This window comes from Fluoribacter gormanii (genome assembly GCF_900156395.1).
Classification (GTDB): domain Bacteria; phylum Pseudomonadota; class Gammaproteobacteria; order Legionellales; family Legionellaceae; genus Legionella; species Legionella gormanii.
In genome coordinates, this window is the sequence record NZ_FTNL01000011.1 from 1 (window position 1) to 12,733 (window position 12,733).

Sequence of the window (12,733 nt, forward strand, 5' to 3'; positions counted from 1 at the left end):
AATTCGTTTGAATGCATTTTTGAGTAAATCAAAAAAGTGCTGACGAGGCGATTCATATCTGCAATATCTTCTTGTATGCTGTTTAGCTGTTTATTGAGTAATACATCTTCAGCATTTTTCCTTTTGATACTATCCGTCGCCATTTGTATGGTTGACAAAGGGGTCCTAATTTCATGCGCGACAAACCGGCACAATTGTTTATGTGATTCAATCAGTTCTTTTAATTGCTCACCCATGTGGATGATATTTACATACAGCCCATACAAAATAGAGGTGGTACCTATTTTCCGATGAAAATCAAAGTTCCCTTGACTGAAATTTTTAGTTATCTGATACACCTTTTTCATATTTCTAACAAAAAGCAATGAAAAAAAGGCAATAAGACAAAGGGATAAAAAAAAGAAAGTCCCTATAAAATAATACATAACATCACTGATTCTTGCCATAACGGGCAGATAGCTTAGTGGGCCAATTTTGAGTATTCCACCACTAAAACTATAATAGAGAATAACAATTTGTGACGAGTTTTTATTGGTTTCAAATACTAAACGCTTTGTTGATAAAGAATTAATTATATTACCTGGTAAGTGTTTACTTTTAGTTTTATAAACATGAAGAGGAAAACCATATATTTTTTCTAACTGTAATAGTTCATTACTCCATGTATTTTTTGATTTTGATAATAAATGTTGAACGATTTGTATTAAAACAGGATTCATATAATTAAAAATAATTTCGCCAGGATCTGAAAAATTGTAAGCTAATGCATACGGGGTATTACCAATTTTTTTATACGCAGTATGTTCTACAATTACCTCGTTTAGAAATTGATAGGTTGTACCTGATAAAAAAATGATTTCACCATTATTTAATTGATTATTCTGCTTCAGGGTGAGTTTTAGACTGTCGATTACTATAAGATGAATAAGATTATCTGTTTTTTTCTTTATTATTGCATCCCAGTTTGATTTCGGATTATTAATTAACTCTTTTTCTAAACTAATTAAAAGTCCTTGTGACATCGTTTGTCCTGCATTAACAATTATCTTTGTCTCAACTGACTTTAAATATTTAAAAAATGCCAAAACAAGAATTAAAAAAATCACGAAGAACGCAGTCAAAATTTTAATATAAATATTAAATTTCATTACTATGCACTCTAAATAAGAATAATAGATGCCTTTTCACAAGAAATACTCTGGATTATCTTTGATAATTTCAATATCTAATTCTGGCATAATTATCCTACGTTTTGTCACTCTTTATAACTCTTGTAATTAGCCTATTTAAGGCATTCAAATTATCGATATTCGTTATGGCCTCATCAAATAATGATAAAGTCTCTGGATCGTGTGTTTCTAAATACTTGAATGCTTTTTTTGGACCTTGATAACGCAATTCTTTGAATACAAAATAATCCTCTAGAATTGTGAAGATTGACCAAATATGGCGATATTTCCCTTCTAAATCTCTAGTATACGCCCTTGCCAGCATTTTTTGATACCACACTCTACGTGCTGTAATTTCATCAGGAGGGAGGGACTCAGGCAATATTAAAAAAGCAGAGAGTTTTTTTAATAACTCTGTGCCAAAATAAGCTTTTTCAACAACAACGATGCCATCTGACATACATAAATGTTCATCAGAAATTGAATCAAAAGCATTCTCTGGATAAACAAAAATATCATGATAAACTTGATGTGCTTCATCAAAGCGTGCAATTCGTTGCTTATCTCCTTTTTCCCTAATCCCTGCAACATCATAATCACTGGTTACTGTGAAGTCTCCTCGTGCGCGCGAGCCATATAAAATAATTGTATGGCAATGATGTAAAGATATTAATTCATCAACAATGAATTGCAGAACAGCATCATTTTCTAATGATATTTTCTTTTGTGTCATTTCCTTACCTTCTTACTTTGTAACCATAATACCAACGGCTCCCTGTGGTGGAACTGGTTTGAACCGTATGATCTACTCCTGCTGGAATCAATACTTCTTCTCCAATAGCAGGTTTTAACGTTTTATTGCCCATGGTTAAAATCCTTCCAAATTTGACCTGGGGGATCTTCCCAAAGCTCAAAACTAAAGCCACGAGAGCGCCAATTGCTCTCAATTATTGTTGTATCCAGCATTTAGGCTCATTATTTAAAATCATTCTTTAAATTTTACACCACTGGAGAGCATCAACACCACAACCAATGACTTCAATGATCTTGTGTCGAGACTGAAGGCCTCTCTTTATTTAAATTTGACTTTTAGGGACTTTGAATAAGACAGACAGGTATCGCACTAATTCCATGTTGGCTTTATCTTCAATAGAAGGTGCCGCGATTTTTATCTTGAGTTCCCCTCCAACAGCACCTACTACTTGATTGCATTTGGCGCCGGGTTGAATAAGCAAACTAAGAATTAATCCATTATCCTTTTGTTTATACCCCGGATATAGGTAAATCATCTTGCTGTTCCATTATTTTATCCTGCTTTTACTATTCTATTGAGACTCGCTTTTTTATGTATAATATTCTCTGGGTAACTATTTAAAGGGAAGTTTTTTATGTTAAGTAAGACTTATATTTTTCTCGTCATTTTTTATGCATTTTAACTTCCAAAAATGAATAATCTACTACCACTTTTCAAATGGGGAACCGATTACCTGGTTTCTAATGGCTACTCAATAGAGCGCTCGCCAGAAATTGTATTGTCAACACCGTGGTCTCATGTGATCCGATTTGCAACATCAACAGAGAATTTTTATTTAAAACAAACACCACCATCTTTTTTTCTATCTAATGAGCCCAAAATCATTCGAGTATTGTCATCCCAATTCCATGCCAATGTGCCCGATATAATTGAAATTAATGAGGATTTACATTGTTTTCTAATGAGGGATGCGGGTATTTCTTTGCGTCAAACGCTTAAAACCAACTTCAAGCCAGAGCTATTATGCCAAGCAATAAAACAATATGCCACAATTCAACGCAGATCTGAAGAGTGTATCGCTACGTTTCTCAAACTTGGTGTACCCGATTGGCGATTAAATCAATTACCCTTTCTTTATGATCACATCTTAAAGCAAACTACTTTTTTAAAAGCAGAGGGACTCACCGATAAAGAATTACAAACACTACACGCCCTAAGCCCGAAATTTTCAGCACAGTGCAAATTATTAGCAAGCTTTAAGATTCCTGAAACCATTGGTTATCACGATTTTCATGATAAAAATGTTCTTCTTGATCCAATTACTAAAAGAATGACTTTTGTTGATTGGGGCGAGACCGCTATCCTTCATCCATTTTTTTCGTTACAGACCTGTTTAGAACAATCGATTACTCACCATGGAGTAACAGAAGGTGATTCAACCTACCTGAAATTTCAAGATGCTTGCTTCGAAAATTGGCTAGGATTAGCGACAGAAAAACAACTGTTAAATGCATTCATTGTTGCCAAACAGATCCGGCTATTTTGGAATATACTCGCATCTAACCAGTTTATGCTCAGTGTGGATCGCCAGGCCTACAAGGCCTATTATCCCAATCAACCTAGTCCGATAGCAGGTGGTTTTAAAGCACTTCTTGAAGGCATCCATTAGTCCCAAAAATTAAGTTACTATTAGAAATAATCATAATAAGCAGCTTATTAGTTCTATAAGTATTCATGATATACTACTGGCATAATTTGGCAGCAGTATCTTGTCCCGAACTGAACGTTTGTTTGATTTAATTCAATTATTACGACGTCACCGATTACCCGTGAGTGGCAAAAAACTTTCAGAAGAATTAGGCGTAAGCCTACGCACTCTGTACCGAGATATAATAACCTTACAATCCTTAGGCGCGCCCATTGAAGGTGAGCCCGGTGTTGGTTATGTGCTTAAATCTGGTTTTATGTTGCCTCCTTTGATGTTTTCAGATGATGAAATTGAGGCAATGGTGCTAGGGTCAAGTTGGGTTGCACAACGAGCGGATACTCAACTTAAAATCGCAGCTCAAAATGTGCTTGCAAAAATTTCAGCAGTCCTTCCTACTGAATTAAAACACCAACTAGAAACTTCAGGACTCTTAGTTCCCCCAGGAAAATGTGCCGAAAGTAAAGATAGTGATCTTATTCTCATTCGCAAAGCGATACGTTTAGAACGAAAAATCGAATTAGAATATCAAGATCTCCAAAACAATCATTCGACACGAATACTCTGGCCTATCGCGCTCGGCTTTTTTGATGAAGTGCATCTCATGGTGGGTTGGTGTGAACTAAGGCAGGACTTCCGTCACTTCAGAACCGATAGAATTATTCAATTATCCATTAAAGAACAAAAATATTCCGAACGCCGACAATCCCTTTTAAAGAAGTGGCGCACCCTACATAACATTCCCCAATCCTATTGAATGATGCTGACAAAAACTGTCATCCGTATGTTTTATATTCTCCAATGAATTTAGCGAAATAAAAAACAGGAAAAATCATGACATTCGACCCCAATTTAGTTCTATTTTATGTGAGCAATATAGAAAACAGTACTCATTTTTACTCAGAATTGCTCAATGCTCAGCCTATCCACACTGAGCCTGATTACGCCATGTTTTTATTAAAATCCGGTTTGCGATTGGGATTATGGTCTCAAAATTCTGCGTTACCTGCACCAACTGCATTAGGTGGCGGTAGCGAACTCGCTATTTTGGTTCCCGATGAGCAAGCCGTTGATGAACTTTTTAGAAATTATCAAACTAAGAATTTTAAAATGATACAAGAACCAACACCGATGGATTTTGGTTATACGTTTGTAACCTGCGACCCAGATGGTCATCGAATTCGCTTTTTTTCAAAGAACGGATCATGAACCAAAACTGGCTGGCTGTCGCCTGCGCGTCCCACGTGCAAATTGGAGTGGAAGGAGGGTTTATGCAAGTTTGCTACGGTAAACTTGCACCTCTAAAGAGAATAAAAGCGGACGATTGCATCATTTATTACTCGCCGACGCTGCACTTTAAAGGCATTGAAAAACTGCAAGCATTTACGGCAATTAGAATCGTTCTACCAGGTGAGCCCTATCAAGTGGATATGGGTAATGGTTTTCATCCATTTCGACGAAATGTACTTTGGGCCAATAAAAAGATTGATGTTTCGATACACACGCTTATTGAATCGCTCGAATTGACAAAAAATACCAAGAATTGGGGATACCCATTTCGTTTTGGCCTATTAAAAATCAGTGAAGCGGATAAACGCATCATTGCCAATGCCATGCAGGCTTATATTAATTAAAAACTTCTACTTTGGAGCCTTATATGACTGTTATTATACCCCAATTGACCCAGATTCAAGAATTTAAAGTAACTGGAATGAGTGTAAGAACAAAAAATGAAGAGGATTTTAATCCCAAAACTGCACGAATACCTCATCTTTGGGAGCAATTTCTTGATTCAAAAATCAAAACACAACAAGATAGCCCCGTTTATGGCGTGTATCACCATTATGAGTCCGACTCATCAGGGTACTATACAGTTACTGCTGGGATAGGAATTGTGAATGAATCCAAAGCTACGCACTTGGATAGAGTCACTATAAACGCGGGCAACTATCTGGTTTTTAAAGCAATTGGGCCTAATCCCTCAGCAATCATTAATGCCTGGCAAACTATTTGGAGCTATTTTAATGAAAAGCCAAAATACGAAAGAATCTACCTCACTGATTTTGAGCTCTATAAAACGCCTCATGAAAGTGCAGTATACATAGGCATAAAATAACTAACATAAGATATTAACTATGACAACAACTCTAAATAAAACCGAAATGATGGAGTCACTCAAAACACTTAGAAGCGAGCTCGAGTTACTTAAAAAGCCTTATTCGCAGCCAAAAACAATCTATTATAAAACGGGGCCGGGAGATTATGCAGAGCATGACCAATTTATAGGTGTAAGCGTCCCTGAATTAAGAAAAGTCGCCAAACGTTATCAAACCGTATTACCCTTTTCTTTGTTACAAGAGTTGTTGTATTCATCTATTAATGAAGAACGCTTATTAGCGCTATTAATGTTAGTAACTCATTATCAAAAAGGAGATATAGACCTCAAGCAAACGATTTTTCAATTTTATTTAACTCATATCAATCAGATTAATAACTGGAATTTGGTTGACGCTTCAGCCCATTGGATTGTTGGGGCGCATTTATTAGATAAGGACAAAACACTCCTCTTCACCCTTGCAGAAAGCACTAACCTTTGGGAAAAACGTATCGCCATTGTCGCCACTTGGTATTTTATTCGAAATAATCATTTTGATTGCACTCTTAAACTTGCAGAAAAACTGCTATGCGACGATCATGATTTAATTCATAAGGCCGTAGGCTGGATGTTACGAGAAGTAGGAAAACGTAACCAAGCTATCCTCATCGAATTTTTAGATAGCCATGCTTATCGAATGCCAAGAACCATGCTGCGCTACGCCATTGAACGATTGATGCCAATAACGCGAAAAAGTTATTTATTAGCTAAGCCAATCGAATGCATTTAGAATCATGGTTGTTCATGAAATAAAGCAATTAGTTCTTTACTGGAAGAACATCCTAAGGACTCCATCAATTTAGCAATCATTCCTTCAACTGTTCTGTAAGAAACATGAGTTTCACGCGCAATTTCTTTAGCTGTTTTTCCTTGTGCCAACAACTTCAGGTATATGGCTTGTTGTTCAGTTAGCTCAACTTTCGTGTGAAATTCCTTATGGTATAAAGTAAAATCTTTTTTCTCCAAAATTGATGTTAGGTTTTTTTGGGGTAACATTTCTTCATTCCCCACCACAGCCGTCACAATACAACGTGTATGCTCCTCTAATTTCCCATCATCACCATGCATAGTGAGTGTAGCAACCTCTTTATATAAATTATCTCGCTCATCATGTAGTTGCTCAAAAAAATCGCTCAAACTTGGTATAGGCAATAAACTTGTAGTATTGCGTGCAGTACGATCGATTTGGACCGGAGTACTCACATCCAAAAATACAGTCATTTCATCGTGCAATAACTGACGATTTTTTAATGACAAAACAACGCTGGAATCCGTTGTCACAATGATATGCTCTTGGGTGCAAAGGGAAGTTAATATATCAAACTGACATTCATAAAAAGCATCACTCCCAGGGCCTCCAAGTATTTCCCACACATGTCGTCCAACATGGAACTCTAACCCCAAATCCGCATCGACAAATCGCCACCCTAATGATTGAGACACAGACTTTGCTAATAATCCTTTACCCGCACCATGATGACCAACAATAAAAATTCGTTGAGGTTGATTCATTCTTACTATCTCCTAAAACTAAATGATGTAATAATTATACAAATAGACCATAAGATGCATCAATACGTAGAACTACGTGAGTATTGAGTATAGGATTATTATTCTAATCTAACAGAAAAATTAATTTTGGGAAAAATAGCAGTATTTTTTTCTTCCAAGCATTCACTTGAGAGTACACTGATTGATAAGATAACAAGCAAAACATTGCTAACAATTTCTATGAGTAAATATTCTATGCCCAACTATCTGCATCTCGCCCTGAAATCCGAACGACTTCAGTTAATCCCTATTTCACTAAACTATGCCGAAGAGTTGTGCAAAGAATTTACCGCTGAAATTACAGAACATATGTGGCCAAGTGCTCCGAAAACTCAAGAAGAAATTAACCAGCATATTTCTGAACAACAAATCAAAATGCAGGAAGGCACTGAAATCGCATTAGTCATTTTAAACGAAGAAAACCAAGCTTTTTTAGGATATGCCTGCCTGCACCAAGCGAATACGAAAACACCCGAATTAGGTATTTGGTTAAAGAAAAGTGCTCATGGATTTCACTATGGTTTTGAAACAATTAATTTATTAAAAACATGGGCTGAAACTAATCTTGTTTATGATTATCTAAAATATCCAGTTGTAAGACATAATATCCCAAGTCGCAAACTTGCCGAAAAAATGGGTGGCATCATTCAAGATGAATACATCAAAACAAGTGAATCAGGCAAGTTGCTTGATGAAGTAGAATATCGATTTTATGGTGTACCAATGACAAATACACAACCCATGAATATTACTGAAAGCTTAGTGCGCGAGCTCATTGCTCAGCAATTTCCACAGTGGAGTCATCTGCCTATTCAAGCTGTAAACAATAGCGGTTGGGACAATAGAACCTTTCACCTAGGTACAGAAATGCTCATTCGTATGCCAAGCAGCGCCGAATACGCAGGACAAGTGGAAAAAGAGCAAGCATGGTTACCCCAATTGGCCCCACATCTTCCTCTTCCGATACCCGCACCGCTTGCGATGGGAAAACCCAGTACCCTGTATCCTTGGAAGTGGTCCATTAATCATTGGCTTCCTGGAGAAACAGCAGCGGTTACTCCCATTAATGATTTACCTGAATTTGCACATGATTTAGCTCTATTTCTTAAAGCGCTCCAGAGCATCAATTCAATAGGCGGTCCTCTTGCTGGGCCCCAGAGTTTTTATCGTGGTGGTGATTTAGCAGTTTATGATTCAGAGACACACAAAGCCATCGAAAATTTGAAGGACAATATAGATTTTCATTCTGCAACACAAGTTTGGGAAAAAGCACTCTCCACCTCATGGCAAAATCCACCAGTATGGGTCCATGGTGATGTGAGTGTTGGCAATTTATTGCTTTCTCAAGGAAAATTAAGTGCGGTTATCGATTTTGGCCAACTCGCAATCGGCGATCCTGCTTGCGATCTTGCTATTGCCTGGACACTATTTGAAGGAAAAAGTCGGAGCATTTTTTTAGAAACACTAGAACTTGACTCAAAGACTTGGGAACGAGGACGTGCCTGGGCTTTATGGAAATCAATGATGTACCTTGTGAATCAACAAACAGAGATGAATTTTGAAGCAAAAAGAGCATTGCGCACAATTCATGAAGTGATCGAGGATCATAGGAAACTATCATGAAGAATCCTCACATAGAATGGGCACTTAGTGCCTTAAACAATTTAGGATTTCAAATTGAACCCACCAAGCCCGAAATAATTCTCGATACAGCTTGGTCAGAAGTGTGTCGCTTTCAAACGAACTTTGGATTGGTTTATTTGAAGAAGGTTCCTTCTGCATTGTCATTAGAAACCAACGTCATTCAGCTATTGCAGCAACAATTCAATGCTCCTGTTCCGCAAATCTTGGCTCATAATCAGGAACTAAACTGTTTTTTAATGCAAGATGCTGGCATTCCTTTACATGATGTCTTTAAACAGGAATTTAGACCTAACCTTTTAATTGATGCCATTCATCATTACACAAAGCTGCAGATAGACTCAGCAGATAAAATAAACCTCCTTCTTGATTTAGGCGTCCCTGATTGGCGCCTGCAACAATTGCCAAGACTTTATAACCAATTAATGAATGAAGAAGAGTTATTAATTGGCGATGGATTAACTCAAAAAGAATTAAAACAATTAAAAAATTTAGAGAGTAAATTACAAATTCTTTGTGACCAATTAGCCAGTTTCAAAGTGCCTGATACTTTTGGCCATGCCGATTTTCATGATAAAAATATCTTAGTGAATCTCAATACTCATCAAACCACGCTGATTGATTTAGGGGAAGTTGTTATTACTCATCCTTTTTTCTCATTCGTTAATTGTTTGTATCGTGCAACAGAACATTTAAAACTACCAAGCAGTCAATATAAGAAATTACAGGAGGATTGTTTTAAAAACTGGCTCTCGATAGAGTCCTCTGCGCATTTGCTTGAGATCATTGCAATTATTGAACAATGTTGGGCTATACATGCGGTGTTGGGCGAGTATCGCCTAATTAAAAGCATCGACCCCATCGCATCAATAACACTGTGTCGACAAGGCCGATTTGCTGGAAAATTAAGAGCTTGGATAGAACAATAAAGCGCTATTATTGACGGACCAACCGGATATTTTCTCTACCAAAAGGACTATTTTCTGTGGAGCGATAGGGGTTAATATCCAATCCTCCTCGCCGAGTATAACGTCCATAGATTGATAATATTTCCGGTTTGCAACAGTTCATAATATCCACAAAAATCCGTTCAATACATTGTTCATGAAACTCGTTATGATTTCTAAAGGAAACAAGGTATTTTAATAAGCCTTCTTGATTAATCTTTTTTCCTTTATACGCAATTTGTATGCTTCCCCAATCGGGTTGATTAGTCACCAAGCAATTTGATTTTAATAGGTTAGAATACAATCTTTCTTCCACTAACTCGTTTTGAACACTAAGAAATGATGGCTCAACCAAATAGACAGAGCATTCAACATCGAGATGGTCAATGCACTCACCTTTCGGTATTTGTGATACAGCGTAGTGTTTTGCTTGTTCCAAAAGATAAATTTTAACTGAAACTGGAGCTTCTATACGTGCTTCTAAATCATTTTTTATTGTATTTTCTAACTCACTAATACTTTTTATTTTGGTATTATTGAATGAATTAAAATAAAGTTTTAATGACTTGGATTCGATGAGTTTGGGCGAGTTACAATCATAAAAAATTTCACCAATCCCAACCATCGGTTTACCTTTTTCGTTGAGCCAAGAGACTTCATAATGATTCCAGCAGTCAAAACCCACAAAAGGAGGATGGGGGCAGGATCAATGCCAATTTCTTGTCGCTTACCTGCTCTGGGAATAGGATAGAGTCGATTGGGATTATAGGTGGAATCATAGTCTGATTTTTTACCTAACTCTGATTCATTAACGGATTGATATTTTTTTAATACAGCATCGCTCATAGTATTTAACTCCAATATTTCAATAATTTTTGCACTACTTTGCCAATTGATTGGCTGGTTTATTTCCAGTTGACTGGCAATATACGTTAACAAAGAGGCTGCTTCATTTATTTTATTAGCCTTTTCACTCAATTCGCGGGCTTGAAGGCTCATTGATGCGGCCAGATTAAAGTTTGGATTCGCAAGGATTTCTTTAATAGTAGATAAAGAGAATCCAAGGAATTTTAAGGTGATAATTTGTTGTAAAATAAGTAAATCAGTTTCAGAATACAAACGATAGCCAGAATCAGAGCGCTTTGTTGGTTTTAACAAACCTACTTCATCATAGTATTGCAATGACCGAATTGAAAGAGAGGTCATTTGGCTGATTTCTTTAATTTGATAATATTTCATAAGCATCATCTCCTTAATTGATGATTCTAAGCTATCACGCAACGTGAGGGTCAATAGTCATTTTATTCAAGAGAATAAAAAAATTGTTTGTTTCATGTTAAGATGTGCCGCTTCATAGTTATATTTACTGCATAGTGGTTATTATGAGCCCAAATACTATTCAATTAAATCAAAATCATGGGGGACCACTCCACTACCTCGGAAATAGGTACCTCACTCTTCCAGATTTAACAGGACATATGTCCCCTGATACCAGCTGGTTGAATGAACATTTCTCTGTATTATTGGCGAATAATAAAGGCCAAAAATACAAGAAAGCTATTGAGCCTTTTTCAGGTTCTGCTTCTTGGAGCTTGGCTGCAATGGAGGTTGGCCTTGCAGAAGAATATATTGTCAATGACAGCAATAAAGTTCTGATTAATATACTTCAATTAATTAGAGACAATCCTACGCTTGTTAAAACCTCTTATGCTGCGTTAATAGAAAAATATGATGTTTCCCTATCGAAGAAAGATTTTTTCCTTAAAGTGATTGAGAATTACAACCAGACAACTGATGAGGAAAAACCATTATTGCTCCCCTTTATCATCAATCATTCATGGGGAGGAATTCTTTTTTATGATAAAGAACTGAATATTATCTATCGCGAAGGTGAATTATTTGAAGGAAAAAACGCCAATCGATTTCTTGAACATGCAAATTTGTCGTTGGAAATGTTCTTGTGTGAGATTGACCGAGTATCTAACCTTCTTAATGTAAATCAAGTTTCATTCAGAAGTGGTGATTTTATGGACGTGATTTCGATCGCGACACCTGGTGATTTTGTGGCGCTGAATCCTCCTTATCCAGAGAATGAGCACTCAACGTTTGAAAAAGCTGGGATGTATACTGAACTTTATTCACCTGAAAAACTGCACCAAAATTTGGTTCACATCGTTCACTATCTTGAAAGCCAAGGTATTCATTATTACATGACTTATGGGTTTTATAATCCCAAATTCAGAAACTACGTCTTAGCTAATAAGAACCAGCAACCAATTAATTACTTTCGTGTTCTCGGTTATAAGCATTGTGCTTTTGGAATAGGCCTTGATCAGATGTACTTTACTTCCCAGTTTTCAATTCCCAAAAGGATAAACATATTCAAAGCAGAAGAGGTTTTAGGGAACCAAGATTTAACACCTGAAGAAGCACTAGAACAATTTAAACGACTTTCAAAAAAATGTTTTGCTGTTATTTACCGAGCCTTTATTAAGCCTGGGCTTGAGATGGAGTATCAAAAGGCCTGGCATCAGGTCGCTTCCTATTTTGTGCAATATCGCGGAGCGTTAGGTTCTTGCCTGCATAAAACTAACGATGGTATGTGGCTTGCCTATTCTCGTTGGCCAGATAAAGCGACTCGAGATGCTTCTTGGCCAGGCGACAATGCACCATCTGAGATGTTACCTGATGACATTAAAAAAGCGCTTATAACCATTCAAGAGAGTATTGATCAAACGCAAAAACTACCCGAAATTACTATGGAAGTTATCGATGATTTATTGTATTCAAACTAATTTTAGAAGATATAAC

The 12,733-nt window shown here is 36.7% G+C and carries 14 protein-coding genes and 2 pseudogenes; 9 read left to right on the forward strand and 7 right to left on the reverse strand.

Annotation, left to right across the window (positions count from 1 at the left end):
• From BW930_RS08080 to BW930_RS08095, 4 genes are all read right to left on the reverse strand, one after another.
• Positions 1-1,148: histidine kinase dimerization/phospho-acceptor domain-containing protein (locus BW930_RS08080; protein WP_076547507.1), on the reverse strand; the 1,148-nt coding region annotated here is incomplete at its 3' end.
• Positions 1,149-1,245: 97 nt separating this feature from the next.
• Positions 1,246-1,902 carry a nucleotidyltransferase domain-containing protein gene (locus BW930_RS08085; protein WP_014845058.1) on the reverse strand — a complete coding sequence of 219 codons (657 nt, stop codon included), beginning with the start codon at positions 1,900-1,902 and terminating at the stop codon, positions 1,246-1,248.
• Between the two features lie 4 nt (positions 1,903-1,906).
• The gene (locus tag BW930_RS17435; protein WP_255464427.1) at positions 1,907-2,035 is read right to left on the reverse strand and encodes a hypothetical protein; all 129 of its coding nucleotides are present in this window, start codon (positions 2,033-2,035) and stop codon (positions 1,907-1,909) included.
• Positions 2,036-2,245: 210 nt separating this feature from the next.
• Positions 2,246-2,458, reverse strand: coding sequence for a DUF167 domain-containing protein (locus BW930_RS08095; protein WP_014845057.1), 213 nt, complete (start codon positions 2,456-2,458; stop codon positions 2,246-2,248).
• A 156-nt stretch (positions 2,459-2,614) separates the two neighbouring features.
• Between BW930_RS08095 and BW930_RS08100 the strand changes: the two genes are divergently transcribed.
• The 6 genes from BW930_RS08100 (at position 2,615) to BW930_RS08125 (ending at position 6,513) form a co-directional block, all read left to right on the forward strand.
• Entirely contained in the window at positions 2,615-3,592 is a 978-nt protein-coding gene (locus BW930_RS08100) for an aminoglycoside phosphotransferase family protein (protein WP_014845056.1), read from the forward strand.
• Between the two features lie 100 nt (positions 3,593-3,692).
• A complete protein-coding gene (locus tag BW930_RS08105; protein ID WP_014845055.1) occupies positions 3,693-4,385 on the forward strand; it encodes a helix-turn-helix transcriptional regulator in 693 nt (230 codons plus the stop codon).
• A gap of 77 nt (positions 4,386-4,462) precedes the next feature.
• Positions 4,463-4,837: a VOC family protein gene (locus BW930_RS08110; RefSeq protein ID WP_014845054.1), complete on the forward strand. Its 375-nt coding sequence runs from the start codon at positions 4,463-4,465 to the stop codon at positions 4,835-4,837.
• Complete coding sequence (locus BW930_RS08115; protein WP_014845053.1) at positions 4,834-5,262, forward strand: EVE domain-containing protein; 429 nt, start codon at positions 4,834-4,836, stop codon at positions 5,260-5,262. Before BW930_RS08110 ends, BW930_RS08115 begins: the two co-directional genes overlap by 4 nt.
• Positions 5,263-5,285: 23 nt before the next feature.
• Entirely contained in the window at positions 5,286-5,744 is a 459-nt protein-coding gene (locus tag BW930_RS08120; protein WP_014845052.1) for a GyrI-like domain-containing protein, read from the forward strand.
• A gap of 19 nt (positions 5,745-5,763) precedes the next feature.
• Positions 5,764-6,513 carry a DNA alkylation repair protein gene (locus BW930_RS08125; RefSeq protein WP_014845051.1) on the forward strand — a complete coding sequence of 250 codons (750 nt, stop codon included), beginning with the start codon at positions 5,764-5,766 and terminating at the stop codon, positions 6,511-6,513.
• 2 nt (positions 6,514-6,515) lie between these two features.
• On the opposite strand, the gene BW930_RS08130 is transcribed toward BW930_RS08125, so the two are convergent.
• A complete protein-coding gene (locus tag BW930_RS08130; protein WP_014845050.1) occupies positions 6,516-7,295 on the reverse strand; it encodes a shikimate kinase in 780 nt (259 codons plus the stop codon).
• Between the two features lie 234 nt (positions 7,296-7,529).
• Here BW930_RS08130 and BW930_RS08135 point away from each other — a divergent pair, with 234 nt between their 5' ends.
• Both BW930_RS08135 and BW930_RS08140 read left to right on the forward strand, forming a co-directional pair.
• Positions 7,530-8,957 carry a GNAT family N-acetyltransferase gene (locus BW930_RS08135; RefSeq protein WP_019350464.1) on the forward strand — a complete coding sequence of 476 codons (1,428 nt, stop codon included), beginning with the start codon at positions 7,530-7,532 and terminating at the stop codon, positions 8,955-8,957.
• Positions 8,954-9,904, forward strand: coding sequence for an aminoglycoside phosphotransferase family protein (locus BW930_RS08140; RefSeq protein WP_014845048.1), 951 nt, complete (start codon positions 8,954-8,956; stop codon positions 9,902-9,904). The genes BW930_RS08135 and BW930_RS08140 overlap by 4 nt, the downstream gene beginning before the upstream one ends.
• 7 nt (positions 9,905-9,911) lie before the next feature.
• Here BW930_RS08140 and queF read toward each other — a convergent pair.
• Together queF and BW930_RS17320 are read right to left on the reverse strand one after the other, a co-directional pair.
• Positions 9,912-10,768 (reverse strand): annotated as a pseudogene (gene queF, locus BW930_RS08145) (NADPH-dependent 7-cyano-7-deazaguanine reductase QueF).
• Positions 10,769-11,008: 240 nt separating this feature from the next.
• A pseudogene (locus BW930_RS17320) lies at positions 11,009-11,170 on the reverse strand (MerR family DNA-binding transcriptional regulator); the annotation flags it as partial.
• Between the two features lie 134 nt (positions 11,171-11,304).
• On the opposite strand from BW930_RS17320, the gene BW930_RS08155 reads away from it, so the two are divergent.
• Positions 11,305-12,717 (forward strand): DNA adenine methylase, encoded by a 1,413-nt coding sequence (locus BW930_RS08155; RefSeq protein ID WP_019350465.1) that lies wholly within the window; start codon positions 11,305-11,307, stop codon positions 12,715-12,717.
• Positions 12,718-12,733 lie beyond the last annotated feature (16 nt).

What these genes read in the sequence shown, in the direction of transcription:
- BW930_RS08110 (WP_014845054.1), top strand. Translation starts at nt 4,463, where the DNA reads ATGACATTCGACCCCAATTTAGTTCTATTTTATGTGAGCAATATAGAA.
- BW930_RS08155 (WP_019350465.1), top strand. Translation starts at nt 11,305, where the DNA reads ATGAGCCCAAATACTATTCAATTAAATCAAAATCATGGGGGACCACTC.
- BW930_RS08135 (WP_019350464.1), top strand. Translation starts at nt 7,530, where the DNA reads ATGCCCAACTATCTGCATCTCGCCCTGAAATCCGAACGACTTCAGTTA.
- BW930_RS08140 (WP_014845048.1), top strand. Translation starts at nt 8,954, where the DNA reads ATGAAGAATCCTCACATAGAATGGGCACTTAGTGCCTTAAACAATTTA.
- BW930_RS08120 (WP_014845052.1), top strand. Translation starts at nt 5,286, where the DNA reads ATGACTGTTATTATACCCCAATTGACCCAGATTCAAGAATTTAAAGTA.
- BW930_RS08125 (WP_014845051.1), top strand. Translation starts at nt 5,764, where the DNA reads ATGACAACAACTCTAAATAAAACCGAAATGATGGAGTCACTCAAAACA.
- BW930_RS08085 (WP_014845058.1), bottom strand. Translation starts at nt 1,902, where the DNA reads ATGACACAAAAGAAAATATCATTAGAAAATGATGCTGTTCTGCAATTC.
- BW930_RS08115 (WP_014845053.1), top strand. Translation starts at nt 4,834, where the DNA reads ATGAACCAAAACTGGCTGGCTGTCGCCTGCGCGTCCCACGTGCAAATT.
- BW930_RS17435 (WP_255464427.1), bottom strand. Translation starts at nt 2,035, where the DNA reads ATGGGCAATAAAACGTTAAAACCTGCTATTGGAGAAGAAGTATTGATT.
- BW930_RS08095 (WP_014845057.1), bottom strand. Translation starts at nt 2,458, where the DNA reads ATGATTTACCTATATCCGGGGTATAAACAAAAGGATAATGGATTAATT.
- BW930_RS08100 (WP_014845056.1), top strand. Translation starts at nt 2,615, where the DNA reads ATGAATAATCTACTACCACTTTTCAAATGGGGAACCGATTACCTGGTT.
- BW930_RS08130 (WP_014845050.1), bottom strand. Translation starts at nt 7,295, where the DNA reads ATGAATCAACCTCAACGAATTTTTATTGTTGGTCATCATGGTGCGGGT.